The organism is Chloroflexus sp. (genome assembly GCF_034434295.1).
Taxonomy (GTDB): Bacteria; Chloroflexota; Chloroflexia; order Chloroflexales; family Chloroflexaceae; genus Chloroflexus.
The window spans coordinates 16,569-31,215 of record NZ_DAOTZQ010000092.1; the positions used below are offsets into that span (position 1 = coordinate 16,569).

Below are 14,647 nucleotides of genomic sequence, written 5' to 3' on the forward strand. Positions count from 1 at the left end.
TATAATCACCCTAAGAGTCTATCTGATAACGGTACCGCAGCAGATGATCCATAATATTGGATAGGCTCGCACTGGTGTTCAGGTGTTTGTTGTATGGTCGAAGGAGGACAAGGGTGTCCACACCACGTGTATTTCACAATTTGATCGGCGGTGAGTTTGTGCCTGCCCAGAGCGGCAAGACCTTTGAGCGGCGTAATCCGGCGGACACCCGCGATGTGGTGGGCATCTTCGCCGATAGCGATGAGCGCGATGTGCATGCTGCTGTTGAAGCAGCCAAGGCAGCATTTCCCCAATGGAGTAAGGTACCGGCGCCTAAGCGCGGCGAGATTCTGCTCCGGGCAGCCGAACTCTTGCAGGCGCGCAAAGAACAGTACAGTCACGACCTGACACGCGAAATGGGTAAACCGCTGTTTGAAGCCGGCGGCGATATTGTTGAAGCTATCGGGATGGCCCAATACGCCGGTAGTGAGGGGCGTCGGATGCATGGGGTGACGACCCCTTCCGAATTACCCAACAAGTTTCAGATGAGTATTCGGCAACCGATTGGGGTAGTCGGCCTGATCACACCGTGGAACTTCCCAATGGCAATTGCTTCCTGGAAGATGCTGCCGGCAATTGTTTGTGGCAACACGGTGGTTATTAAACCGGGTGAGGATGCCTCGGTGAGCACCTATAATCTGGTGCAATGTCTGATGGAAGCCGGCTTGCCCCCTGGCGTGGTCAATATCGTCACCGGATACGGGCCTCGAGCCGGGCAACCGCTGGTTGAACATCCCGACGTACCGGTGATCTCATTTACCGGTAGCACCGAAACCGGGCGGCTGGTGTACGAGTTAGGAGCACGGCGGATCAAACGGGTAAGCCTGGAGATGGGTGGGAAGAATCCGTTGATCGTGATGCCTGATGCCGACCTCGATCTGGCCCTCGATGGCGTGCTTTGGGCCGCTTTTGGTACGACCGGTCAGCGTTGTACGGCAACCAGCCGTCTGATCGTCCATCGTGCTGTGGCTAAAGAGCTGGTCGAACGGATCGTAGCCCGTGCGCAATCCTTGCGGGTAGGTAACGGACTCGATCCGGCAACCGAAATGGGTCCGCTGGTCAACGAGAAGCAGTTGCAGCGTGTGCTGAACTACATTGACATCGGCAAGCAAGAAGGTGCTACACTGTTGTGCGGCGGCTATCGCCTGACCGGTGGTGACTACGATTATGGCTACTTCATCGCGCCAACCGTATTTACCAACGTCACCCCCCAGATGCGAATTGCCCGCGAAGAGATCTTCGGGCCGGTACTGAGCGTGATCGAAGTTGATAGTCTCGATGAAGCTGTTGCGATTGCCAATGATGTCGCCTACGGCCTCAGTTCGGCGATCTACACCCGCGACATCAATGCCGCGTTCCGGGCAATGCAGGCATTGCAGGCCGGGATTGTCTACATCAACGCACCAACGATTGGGGCCGAGATTCATCTGCCTTTTGGTGGAGTCAAAGCCACTGGCAATGGTCACCGCGAAGCCGGCCCGACTATGCTCGATGTCTTCTCCGAATGGAAGAGTGTGTACATCGATTACAGCGGTGCCTTGCAACGGGCGCAGATTGACAATGCCGATTAATAGTCATTGTGGCGCCTGAACGACAGGGTTTGTCCAAACTATCAAAGATAATACTACGTATACGAAAACATTTCCGCGGCGACGCATGCGTCGCCGCTACTTTTGTTAGAACTTATTTCATAAAAGCTGTACGGTTGCGCTACCTGACCATCGCCCAGATGTATGAACGCTTGCTAATCACCAACGATAGTCTATCCTGCTTCCAGGCTGTTGGTATGGCAGCGAGGAGGGCTGACGACCATCTCCTCATTGGATTGGGGGCCATGTCCGCGCGTCATGCGCTTGTCGCAGCATTTGGAATACGGCAGCTATGATGCCGCACCAGCCGTGTGTACGATCCGGCGCGTGGCATGCGATTGACCATACTGGTCACAGGGATGCTGGATGCGCTCGTTACGATCATAGAGTCGGTCAGGGCTGCATGAGATACTTTTGAAATAGGTTCTACGGTGAGCGAAACTCGATATATGTTTTAAACGTGCGGAATTCATATGTAGATGTTTAACAACTTTCTCGACGCATATAACAAAGTTAGTGACAGATAGTGTCGCTATATAGTAGCCGCGTACTGTAGATGAACAATTTTGTACAAAAACAATTTTTTTAGTAACACCTGTTAATGGTAACATCATGGTAATGCCAGGACGGTATATATCGAATGCATATGCAGTCATCACATGGGGAAAGTTCTCACCGCTATGCGAATTCTGTTTATCATTGCAAGCGTGTTGCTCGCAGCGTGCTCACCTGGGGCTATTATCAACCCCGTCTCAACTCCTCCCAAACTGACCGTGACCGGTTGGGTTGGGTATATGCCACAAGCCATTATCGACGCATTCAGCGCCGAGACGGGAGTGAGCGTCGAATATATTGGATATGACACACCCGAAGAGGCATTGATCGGCCTGGAACAGGGAGCTAACTACGATTTGATGATCATGGTCAATTCCTTTGTGCCTGATCTGATTGCTGCCGGTAAGCTTGCCCCCTTAAACTACGCGAAAATCCCCAATGCCCGCAACATCAGCCCCAACTTCCGTGATCTGATCTTTGATCCTGGGGGACGCTATTCAATCGTCTATCAGTGGGGCACAACCGGCTTACTGGTACGCACCGATCTGGTTGAACGACCAATCACCCGCTGGGCCGATCTGTGGGATCCGGAACTCACAGGGAAGATTGTACTCTGGCCAATTCCCCGCGATACCATCAATGTATTATTAAAGTCGCTTGGCTATTCGATCAACACCACCGATCCCAACCAACTCGCGCTGGCTCGTGAACGGGCTGCCGAACTGGCTCGCCGGGTAACCCTGACCCAGGAAGGGGATGAGGTTGTGACGCCCTATCTTCTGTCTGACGAGCATGTGGTTGCTCTCGGTTGGACGTATGACGCATTTGATGCTCAGGCGCAGAACGAGAATATCGCATATATCATACCTGCCGAGGGTGCCATTCTCTGGTTTGACAACTTTGTCATTCCGGTCGCCAGCTCAAACAAGGCATTGGCCGAACGCTTCATCGATTTTGTGTTACGACCCGATATGAGTGCTCTTGTAACGAATGAACTGGCGGTTGCAACCGGTAATGAAGTAGCCTCTCCGCTAATTGATCCTGAGTTGCGTAACAACCCGGCTATTTTTCCGTCCGGTGATGCCTTGCAGAACGCTGAAATCGAGTTGTCACTTGACCCTACAACGCAAGCAATACATAATGAAATATACGCAGCCTTCATGTCAGCAAAACCGTGAATGTATGATACGACCACTAGCACTATGTTTGTTGTTACTCACGTTGGTTGCATGTAGCACATCAGCTCCTACGCCTGTAGCGGACAGGTTAGTCATTGCAGGTTGGGCCGGCTATGTGCCGCAGGCCATTTTGGATGCCTTCCAGGCTGAGACCGGGGTTACGGTTGAGTACCGTATCTATGAAGAACAGCCTACTGCTATCGAGCAAATGCGGGCTGGCGCCGATTACGACCTGGTGGTCATGGGAAGTTTTTTTGTGCCGCAACTGATCAAGGATGGTCTGCTTGCACCGATTGATTATCGTCAGATCTCCAATTTCCGCTATGTCAGTGCGAATTTTCGTGATCTGAGTTATGACCCCGGTGGGAAACATTCAGTTGTCTATCAGTGGGGGGTTGGCGGATTGGTGGTACGTCCCGATTTACTTGAGCGACCGGTGACGCGCTGGGCCGATCTGTGGGATCCATCTCTGGCCGGTAAGATTGCCATGTGGGTGACGGAAGATGACTTGTTTGCCATTGCCCTCAAATCAATCGGCCAACCCGTGGGTACGACCGATCCGGCAGTACTAGACTATGCTGCCGAACGCATTCGCGAGCTACTACCCGGTATTGTTGCACTCGATCCCACGATGCCTAATGCCGCAGCATTGTTGGCTGATGGCTCCTATCCGATTGTGTATGGATGGTCATTTGATGCACTGAAAGCACAGTCGCTCAATCCAGCGGTTGAGTTTGTACTGCCGGAAGAAGGGGCAATCCTCTGGATCGATACATTTGTTGTACCAACCAGTAGCACCCGCCAATCACTGGCGTTGCGGTTTATCGACTTTGTCCTGCGTCCAGAAATGAGTGCCCTGGTTACCAACGAGATCTTTGTTGCTACTGCGAATGAATATGCGACGCCATTCATCGATCCAGCGCTGCGTGATCATCCCTGGGTCTTTCCCAGTGGAACCGATCTAATGAATGCCGAATATCTGGAAGAATTACCACCGGATATTCTCTCCTACCGCCATCAACTCTGGCAAGAACTAGAGAGCATCGCTACGAGGTGATCTGTGCATTCCCTGCGTCGTCGCCTACACCACCTGCTTACTCACTTTAACGCCAGCTTGCAAGCCAAACTGGTACTCTTTCTGAGCCTCATGCTAACGGCAATTCTCCTGATCGCCGCTTACGGTGTCTTTCTGTTTATCGAGTCGATTGAACAAGAAGGATGGGCGGGTCGTCAACGCGAAGCGGCGCAGAATGCGGTGCGTACTATTGATGATTTTCTGCTGCGGGTTGAAGATACGCTGGTCCTGCTCGGTTCCCTCTCGGCTGAACAGATCCGTCAGTCGCCGGGACTGGTGTCTGATCTCCTTAACCGGATACCGGCGTGGGTGGAGATTGTCCGTGTTGATCCAGATGGTCAGGTTATTACCTCGGCGACACGTGATCGGGCACTGCTGGCTGACCTTGTCACCATACCACTCTCCAACTGGTTTCGCGAGGCACGCAGCGGTAAGCATTATCTTGGCCCTCTCTACATCACTGCCAATAGTGAGCCTTACCTCATCTTAGCGGTACCGGCCAGTGATGGCGGTGTCGTTGCCAGTCGATTGCGGGCAAATTTGCTCTGGGAAACGGTAGCAGCGATTCGATTTGGGCGTACCGGCAATGCGTATATTGTCGATGAGTACGGTATCATCATCGCCCACCCTAATCCACAACTTGCCCTCTCGTATACATCGATTAGTGAGCGCCCTGAGTTTCGTAGCTTTCCCCCCGACGGTGAGCAACGGTTTTACATTAATCTCTTCGGTGAGGAGACTCTTGGGGTAACACTTGCTATCCCCGGCACACCATGGCGGTTATTCGCCGAAATTCCTGAAGCAGAAGCCACCGAATTGTCAACCCGGGCTGGTATTACTTTTACATTCAGTCTAATAATTTTTGGTGTCGTTATGGTGCTCGCCGTCAACTACCTGCTCAACCGCTTTATTTTCCGCACATTGGAGGAGCTACGGCAAGGTACCGAACGAATCGGAAGTGGAGATTTATCGCATCCCTTACCTGTACCACCTGAACGAGAAGTGGCACAGGTTACCCGATCCTTCAACGCGATGATGCACCAGTTACGCACGCGTAATACGGAGATTGCCCGCCAGACCGCAAATTTGAAAGCTGAAATTCAGGAGCGTCGTCGAATTGAACAAGAATTGATCAAAGCGCGTGATGCTGCCGAGGCGGCATCGCGGGCCAAGAGTACCTTCCTTGCCACGATGAGCCATGAGCTGCGTACCCCGCTAACGGCAATTATTGGCTATAGCCAGCTTCTGGCACAACTGGTGAGCAAAGGGATATACGACACGGTGGTTCACGATGTTGAGCGTATTCGGGCAGCCGGTACGCATCTGCTGGCCCTTATCAATGATATTCTCGACATCTCGAAGATCGAAGCCGGTCGGATGACGGTGAGTGTCGAGTATGTGGATGTGGCCGATTTAGTGCGATCTGCTGTGAATACGATCATTCCGCAAATCGAGAAAAATCGAAACCGGTTACACGTTCATTGTCCTCCGGATATTGGCATCCTCAATAGTGATGCCACCAAAGTGCGTCAGGCTCTCATTAATCTGCTGAGCAATGCAGCCAAGTTTACCGAAGACGGCGAGGTAGCTCTGACTGTCAGCCGGTATCAACAGGATCATCAAACCTGGTTCCGTTTTGTCGTTGCCGATACCGGTATTGGTATTCCGGCTGACAAGCAGGATTAAAGCATTTTCGCAGGTCGATGACTCGCCAACCCGTAAATACGGTGGCACCGGCCTGGGTCTGGCATTGAGCCAGCGCCTATGTGAGCTTATCGGGGGCCGGATTACGATGGAGAGTACCGTTGGTGTCGGTTCAACCTTTACGATAGAGATTCCTGCTATCCTCGGCGATCCTTTAACAACGTCTACGCTGGATTTAGATGAACTTCCTTCTCAAGTGACGAGTGAGCAACCGGTTACCATTGACGAATCGGTACCGGTGGTGCCGGTAAGTAATGCTATCATTCTGGTCATTGATGATGATCCAACCGTCGGAACCATGATTCAGCGCCTCATGGCGTCAGGTGAGGCGTATGTTGTGACAGCGACAACCGGTGCTGAAGGCTTGCGTCTGGCAACTGATCTTGTTCCCGACTTGATTGTTCTCGATCTCAAACTGCCCGATCTCCATGGTTTGGAAGTTCTGGCCCGTCTGCGCGACAATCCTGAATTAACCAACATTCCGATAGTTGTATTGACTATCGATGAGCAATCACGGCGCAGTATTACCTTTCCCATAGCTGAGTATCTCGTTAAACCTGTTGCACTCGAAACCCTCCTGGAGGTAGTTAAACGCTATTGCCGACCTCAATCCACATCCTCTACTGACCATATCCTGCTGGTTGAAGACGATCAGCGGTTGGCTGAATTGCTGGAACGAACCTTGCGTGCTGCTGGCTGGTCGGTGGAAGTAACCTTTGATGGCGAGGCTGGTCTGACCGCAGCTCTGACTCGACCACCAGGGTTAATTCTGTTAGACTATATGTTGCCGAAACTCGATGGTTTGCAATTCCTTGCTCAGTTGCGCACTGATCCGATTGGTCAGACTATTCCGGTGATCTTGATGACCGCTCGTGACTTGTCTACCGATGAGCGGCAGCAACTGGCGGCAAGCGCGGACGCTATTCAGCACAAAGCCAACTTAGATATCGAAACACTCATTACTCATATTCGCACTATGTTGATGCACGCTCGCTCAACCTCTGCCGATAGTACAGTGTCGGGGTAATCTATTAATGTCACGGTGCTCCGGGGGTACACCTATGGCAAAAATTCTGATCGTAGAAGATGACAGCAACAATCGGGACTTGATCGCACGTATCGTTGAACTCATGGGACATCAGCCAATCCTGGCAACCGATGGTGCGCAGGGTGTTGCCCTGGCCCGTAGTGAGCAACCTGATTTGATCGTCATGGATATGGGTCTACCGGTACTTAACGGCTGGCAGGCAACCCACCGTATTAAGTCGCAACCGGCAACCAGGCATATCCCGGTACTGGCACTTACCGCATACGCGATGAATGAAGATCGAATTCGATCCATGGTTGCAGGTTGTGATGATTTCGAGACTAAGCCGATTGATTTCAACCGCTTCCGTGAAAAGGTGGATGCATTACTTGCACGGCAGGTCGACTAACGGCTGATACGCTTGCCTGTTGTTGACGTATATGGGTTCACCGCAGAGACATGGAGGGTATAGGTAGATGGTGGTTGCCATGTTTCCTGTGCAATAGGGCATCACTATCGCACGATCATCACATTGCACAAGTTGACAAATACCGGATGCTGTGGTATCTAGGTAAAACGCATGAGACCTGCTGTGACGGATCAGGCAGCAATATAGTTGTCAGTATATCTGCGACGCTCCGCTCAAATAGGGTTGGTCTCACCGATAGAAAAGGGCAGGTCGCATAGTTGGTCTAGTGCGCGGCACTGGAAATGCCGTACAGCGGTAACGCTGTCGTGGGTTCGAATCCCACCCTGCCCGCCATAGCAAACGAACGCAGGTAGGGAGCACGTCAGTGCTCTCTGTTGTTATTTCACCTGGCTATTGGTAAGACAGCCTTTCAAAGAGTGTTCCGCTGCATTGTACACGCTTATACCCTAACAAGGCGCGTGTCACATCGTACAATTGATGATTACTGCGATGTGGATCGTCTCAACAAATCCTTTACGTTGCCTTGCCCCCAGTTTTTCTACCACTGTACTAGAACCTATTTCAAAAACATCTACGAGAAGGTATCTTATTCACTGCCGACCAGTTCCATGATCGTGGCAAGCACACACCATCCCCGTGACCAGCCGGGTCAACGGCGTGACACGCGTCGGGTCGTGTGTACGGCTGGCGCGGCAGCATGGCTGCCGCACTCCAAACGCTGCGCCACGCGCATACCAGGCGGATAAGGCACTCAATCCAACGTGTGATGGTACTGACGATGGGCGTCAACCCTCCTCGCCCCCATACTGGCAGATTGGGAGCAGGATATACTACCGTTGGTGATTTGGTAAGCGCTCATGCGCCTGGACAGTGGTCAGGTAGCACGACAGAACAGCTTTTATGAAATAAGTTCTACTGTAATACCTATGCTTACCGCCTCACCTGTCGATCTGCTGTATAATCAGGCAGCGTTGCCGGGGCGCACGCATGTATCCACTGCGGAGGAGTTTGAGAGAAGATGCCAAAGCGCACCGATTTACATACCATCCTGATCATCGGCTCTGGCCCAATTGTGATTGGGCAAGCCTGTGAGTTCGACTATTCCGGCACCCAGGCTTGTAAGGCGTTACGTGAAGAAGGGTATCGTGTCGTCCTGGTCAACTCGAATCCGGCTACAATCATGACCGATCCCGGCCTGGCCGATGCGACGTATATTGAGCCTCTAACTGTTCCCAGCCTCGAACGGATTATCGCTCGTGAACGACCAGATGCGATTCTGCCTACGGTTGGTGGGCAGACGGCACTGAATCTGGCAGTGGCTCTCCACGAGGCCGGTATCCTGGAAAAGTATGGCGTAGAACTAATTGGCGCCTCTGTTGAAGCGGTACGTATCGCCGAAGATCGGCAACGCTTCAAAGACAAAATGATCGAGATCGGGTTACAGGTACCACGTTCGGGGACGGCGACCACGCTTGAGGAAGCGTTAGCTATTGTGGCGCAAACCGGTTTTCCGGCCATTATTCGTCCCTCGTTTACGCTGGGTGGTGAAGGTGGTGGCATTGCCTACAATATGGAGGAGTTCCGCATCATTGTTGAACGCGGACTCGATGCCTCACCGGTATCACAGGTCTTAATTGAAGAGAGCGTGCTGGGTTGGAAAGAGTTTGAGCTGGAGGTGATGCGCGACCGGAACGATAACGGCGTGATCATCTGTTCAATTGAGAACATCGACCCGATGGGTGTCCATACCGGTGATAGCATCACCGTTGCACCGGCGATGACGCTCACCGACCGCGAGTATCAGCGCATGCGCGATATGGGGTTGGCGGTGTTGCGGGCGGTTGGCGTGGAAACTGGTGGCTCGAATGTGCAATTTGCCGTGTCGCCAACCGATGGGCGGATTTACGTGATTGAGATGAACCCCCGGGTCTCCCGCTCGTCGGCACTGGCCTCGAAAGCGACCGGTTTCCCTATCGCCAAGATCGCAGCCAAGCTGGCCATTGGCTATACCCTCGATGAGCTGCCCAACGACATCACCCGTGAGACACCGGCGTCGTTTGAACCGACCCTCGACTACGTGGTAGTGAAGATACCGCGGTTTACGTTCGAGAAGTTCCCCCAGTCCGATCAGACCCTCACCACGTCGATGAAATCGGTTGGTGAAGTGATGGCGATTGGGCGTACCTTCGCCGAAGCGTTCCAGAAAGCCTGGCGTTCGCTCGAACAGGGACGTGCCGGCTGGGGAGCAGATGGTCGCGATGCGATTGAGCCGGAACGGCTGCGCGAACGGTTGATTACCCCGCATCCTGACCGCATGTTTTACATCCGCTACGCCTTGCAGAGTGGGATGTCGGTGGAGCAAATTAGCAACCTGACCAAGATCGATCCGTGGTTTATCCGTCAGCTCGAACAGATGGTTAATCTGGAAGGACGTTTGCGGGCGTTCGATCTGGCAACCATCCCGCCCGATCTGCTCCGTCAAGCCAAACGGATGGGCTTCAGCGATGCGCAACTGGCTCATCTGCTACGTGTGCCTGCCGGCCCGCAGCGCTGGTCAGCCGAGCTGGCTGTTCGCCAACGCCGGCTAGAGCTGGGCATCCGGCCTACCTATCACAGGGTAGACACATGCGCTGCTGAATTCCCGGCCTTCACCCCCTATCTCTACTCATCGTATGAGAGTGAAGACGAGGCCGAACCAACTGATCGCAAAAAGGTGATCATTCTCGGTTCTGGCCCTAATCGTATTGGCCAGGGGATCGAGTTCGACTATTGTTGTAGCCACGCCGTTTTTGGTCTGCGTGCCCTTGGCTATGAGACCATTATGGTCAACTGCAATCCGGAAACCGTTTCCACCGACTACGATACAGCAGATCGGCTCTATTTCGAGCCACTTACGCTGGAAGATGTGCTCAACGTGGTCGATGTTGAACGGCCCGACGGCGTCATCATTCAGTTCGGTGGTCAGACACCGCTCAAACTGGCGCAGGCGCTCGAAGCAGTTGGTGTACCCATCTGGGGTACCGCACCTGAAGCGATTGATCTGGCCGAGGATCGGGATCGTTTTGGGGCGTTGTTAAAGGAATTGAACATTCCCGCTCCTGAGCATGGCAGTGCTACCTCGTGGGAAGAGGCATTGACCGTCGCCCGCCGGATTGGATATCCGGTTGTGGTACGTCCGAGCTACGTGCTCGGCGGGCGGGCGATGGCGATCGTCTACGACGATACCGCGCTCGAACGTTACATGCGCGAGGCTGTCGCTGCCTCGCCGGAACATCCCGTCCTCATCGACCGTTTTCTTGAGGATGCCTTCGAGATGGATGTTGATGCCGTCTGCGATGGTCATACGGTCGTGATTGCCGGCATCATGGAACAGATTGAGCTGGCCGGTGTCCATTCCGGTGACAGCGCCTGTGTGATCCCCACATACATGGTGGCGGAAGAGCACGTCGTGACCATGCGGCATTACACGGAACGGCTGGCGCGGGCGCTGGGTGTGGTCGGGCTGATGAACATCCAGTACGCGATGAAAGACGGGGTTGTCTACGTTCTGGAAGTCAATCCACGTGCATCACGCACCGTGCCCTTCGTCGCCAAGGCTACCGGTGTGCCGTGGGCGCAACTGGCTGTACAGTGTGCAGCCGGTGCCCGGCTTAAGGTTGATCACGATCAGGTGTATATTACGCATCCTATCCTGCCTGATCCGCCCCGCTATCGCCTGGACGTCAGCAGTGAGCAACGCTTTCATGTCAAAGAGGTTGTGCTACCGTGGTCGCGGTTTAGTGGCGTTGACACACTGCTCGGCCCTGAGATGAAGTCGACCGGTGAAGGGATGGGCAGCGGAGCGACGTTCGGAGAAGCGTTTGCTAAAGCCCAGATGGCCTGTGGTAGCTATTTGCCGACGAGCGGTAACGCTTTCTTGAGTGTCAATGACCGTGATAAAGCGACATTGCTACCGATTGCCCGTGAGCTGGCCGCACTTGGCTTCAATTTGCTGGCGACCAGTGGTACTGCTGCGTACCTTCAACAGCATGGCCTGAAGGTCACACCGATCTACAAGGTGAATGAAGGCCGTCCAAACGCAGTCGATTACATCAAGAATGGCGAAATTGCGCTGATCGTCAACACCCCGCTCGGCAAGGCAAGCTTCTTCGATGAGGCGGCGATCCGGCGGGCAGCGATCACCTACGGTGTGCCGACGCTCACGACACTCTCTGGGGCGGCGGCGGCTGTGCAGGCTATTCAGGCGTTGCGGGCCGGGCAGTGGACGCTCCAATCATTGCAGGAACGGTCGGCGCTGGTGGTAGACGAATAATCTGGTGGGGCTGAGTTAAACGAGCAGGATCAAATTCTGACCGACACTGTGCCTCGTTCGGGTGGTCAGACTCGTGCTGGTGTGGTGTCGGTGTGTTTCCGGCGCGTTGCTGGTGAGTTGGCACAGGCGCATGGACTGATTTGCGTACTTTGCCGGCGTGAAGGGTGGCGAGTGTGTCGTGGTGATGTTGCGTTCAGTAAAGGTATGAGACACGCCCCACCCTCACCCACCCCTGGCTATGCATTACCCACATGTCACACTGCATTAGGCCGGGCTGCAAGCGCTCCCTGTGGCGCAGGCTTCCAGTCCCGTGCTGGCATCCTCGCCATCGCCGTCAGGTGCTGGCCGTGGCCGCCGGTGCGCAGGCACGAATCTCTTGCAACACAACCGTCTACGCGCAGGTATCGCATGCATGCCTGACCGACTCGATGATCGGCCCGAGCACATTCAGCACCCCCGTGACCAGGATGGGTAACGGTATGCCACGCGCCGGATCGCGAGCACGGCTGGCGCGGCAGCCATGCTGCCGCACTCCACACCGTGCGACACACGCATGACGAGCGGGTACGACAATCCATCCAGCACGTGATAGCACGGCTGGAGCTGCGCACTGTCACCGGGCAGTCGCCCAAAACAGTACCTATGGCGATCATCCCCGCTGGTACACCCGTGGTTGATACCAGTTGTGGGTAATGCATAGCTCGCCCCCAGCGGGGGTGGGAACCAGCGGTGCCGGCTGGCTTCTGCTCAAGACCTAACCTCCCGCCAACCTCTCGTTCACCGTGTCTCTCCTGTGGCAATGTGAACAGGCATATTCTCGTCCGTAGGGGCGGGTTGTGTAGGGGCGGGTTCTAAACCTGCCCCTACAACCCATCTATCTATCTCCTACCTTCTATCTCCTACCTTCTCCCAACCGACACTACGCCGCATCCCTACGCCCGGCGGCCTCGATATATTCGAGGCTCTGATGGCGAAAATAGGTGTTGTAAAGCTCGGCATAATGCCCGCCGGCAGTCAGCAACTGATCGTGGGTGCCCTGTTCGAGAATGGTGCCATGGCGGAGCACGATGATCCGATCCACCTCTCGCACAGTGCTTAGTCGGTGAGCGATAATGATTGCGGTACGTCCACGCATTGCCTCATCAAGCCCCTCCTGGATCAGTGCCTCGGTGAGTGGGTCAATGCTGGCCGTCGCTTCATCGAGGATCAGAATCGCCGGGTCTTGCAATAAGACCCGTGCCAGGGCAACCAGTTGCCGTTGGCCCATACTCAGGCCACTGCCACGCTCGCCTACCGGCGTGTCCAAACCGGCCGGCAGGCTACTCAGCCAGTCACCGTTGCCGACACGCTGTGCGGCAACTAATACTGCTTCATCGTCAGCATCTGGTCGTCCGTAACGAATATTCTCGCGCACCGTACCGTCGAACAAGAAAGGTGTTTGGGTTACCATTCCAAGCTGACTACGGTAGGCATTCAGATCGAGACGGCGAATATCGTAGCTATCAATCTGAATCTGACCACCTTGAAATTCGTAGAAACGAGCAATCAGTTTAGCAATGCTACTCTTGCCCGAACCAGTGTGGCCCACCAGTGCCACTCGTTCACCCGGCTTGATATGCAGGTTGAACTGGCGCAATACCGGTTCCCCCGGCTTGTACGCAAAATCAATCTCGCTAAACCTGATCTCACCGCGGAGGCGTCCGGGATCAAGCCGGTCAACCTGCACTACCCGCGGTTCAGCGTCTATCAGGGCAAAGACCCGCTCGCCGGCTGCCAGACCGAGCTGAAACTGGCTCCAGAACGAAGCGATACTGGTCAGCGGAAACCAGAAGCTTTGCAGACCTTGAATGAACAGGAACCAGCTCCCGGTGGTGAGTTCACCGGCATACACCGTCTGTCCACCCAGATAGACCAGTAATGCTGTCCCAACTGCGGCCAGCAGATTGAGCAACGGAAAGATGCTGCTGAAGGTATAGCGCGTGCGGAGATTGATCCGTCGACTCTTCCGATTCACATCAAGAAAGTCAGCGTAGACGGCTTGCTCCTGGCGAAACGTCTTGGCCACGCCAATACCACTCACCGTCTCTTGAATGTGATTGCTGACTTCAGCATTGACCCGGCGCGATGCGGTGATGACCCGGCGGGCAATGGCGCGAAAGGCCAGCGCTGCACCGATGATGAGTGGGGCCAGTCCCAGCAATATCAAGGTCAATGACCAGCTTACACTGGCCAGATAACCGATCAGCACCACAACCAGCAGCAGCCGACTGAGCAAATCCATCGTCAATGTCATCACCTGCGCGAATGCAGCGGTATCGGAGTTGACCCGACTGACAATCTTCCCGGACGGAAACTCATCGTAGAAGCTCAGATCACGGGCCAGAACAGCATCGGCGGCATCGCGGCGCATTGCCAGCACCACTTCACCAATCGCCCGTACCGACATCGTCTGGCGGATCAGGTTAAATACCCACGAGAGACAGGCAATCAGAGCCAGTGCACCGGCCAGGATACCCACCCGATCCAGCGATGTTGCCGTCTGTATCTCGTCGATACTGCGCGAGATAAAGATCGGGATCAGCGCCTCGATCAGCGCCGTTGCACTGATCATAAGCGCTGCGGTGATGATGCGGGGCGCTTGTGGGCGAAAATAGCGCAGAATACGCCGCACCAGTTCACGATCACTGTATTTGCGGTCGTAACCTTCGGCGTCGAGGCCATCAAACAGAAAACCCATA

8 protein-coding genes and 1 tRNA gene are annotated in these 14,647 nt (G+C 54.4%); 8 read left to right on the forward strand and 1 reads right to left on the reverse strand.

Translation table 11 applies throughout. The features are described from left to right. The first annotated feature begins 113 nt into the window (after positions 1–113). From VAE57_RS13045 to carB, 8 genes are all read left to right on the forward strand, one after another. Complete coding sequence (locus VAE57_RS13045) at positions 114–1,610, forward strand: aldehyde dehydrogenase family protein (protein ID WP_322822309.1); 1,497 nt, start codon at positions 114–116, stop codon at positions 1,608–1,610. A 677-nt stretch (positions 1,611–2,287) separates the two neighbouring features. Then, the gene (locus tag VAE57_RS13050) at positions 2,288–3,361 is read left to right on the forward strand and encodes a spermidine/putrescine ABC transporter substrate-binding protein (protein ID WP_322822310.1); all 1,074 of its coding nucleotides are present in this window, start codon (positions 2,288–2,290) and stop codon (positions 3,359–3,361) included. 115 nt (positions 3,362–3,476) lie between these two features. Beyond that, the gene (locus tag VAE57_RS13055; protein ID WP_322822311.1) at positions 3,477–4,418 is read left to right on the forward strand and encodes a spermidine/putrescine ABC transporter substrate-binding protein; all 942 of its coding nucleotides are present in this window, start codon (positions 3,477–3,479) and stop codon (positions 4,416–4,418) included. A gap of 3 nt (positions 4,419–4,421) precedes the next feature. Beyond that, the gene (locus VAE57_RS13060; protein ID WP_322822312.1) at positions 4,422–6,122 is read left to right on the forward strand and encodes a sensor histidine kinase; all 1,701 of its coding nucleotides are present in this window, start codon (positions 4,422–4,424) and stop codon (positions 6,120–6,122) included. Beyond that, the gene (locus tag VAE57_RS13065) at positions 6,073–7,167 is read left to right on the forward strand and encodes a response regulator (RefSeq protein ID WP_322822313.1); all 1,095 of its coding nucleotides are present in this window, start codon (positions 6,073–6,075) and stop codon (positions 7,165–7,167) included. Before VAE57_RS13060 ends, VAE57_RS13065 begins: the two co-directional genes overlap by 50 nt. Before the next feature lie 34 nt (positions 7,168–7,201). Further along, positions 7,202–7,576: a response regulator gene (locus VAE57_RS13070; protein ID WP_322822314.1), complete on the forward strand. Its 375-nt coding sequence runs from the start codon at positions 7,202–7,204 to the stop codon at positions 7,574–7,576. Positions 7,577–7,839: 263 nt separating this feature from the next. Continuing rightward, positions 7,840–7,930, forward strand: a tRNA-Ser gene (locus VAE57_RS13075). Positions 7,931–8,615: 685 nt separating this feature from the next. Next, positions 8,616–11,909: a carbamoyl-phosphate synthase large subunit gene (gene carB, locus VAE57_RS13080; protein ID WP_322822315.1), complete on the forward strand. Its 3,294-nt coding sequence runs from the start codon at positions 8,616–8,618 to the stop codon at positions 11,907–11,909. A 919-nt stretch (positions 11,910–12,828) separates the two neighbouring features. Here the strand turns inward: carB and VAE57_RS13085 are convergent. Beyond that, positions 12,829–14,646, reverse strand: a complete 1,818-nt coding sequence (locus VAE57_RS13085) for an ABC transporter ATP-binding protein (RefSeq protein ID WP_322822316.1) — start codon at positions 14,644–14,646, stop codon at positions 12,829–12,831. Position 14,647: the final 1 nt, after the last annotated feature.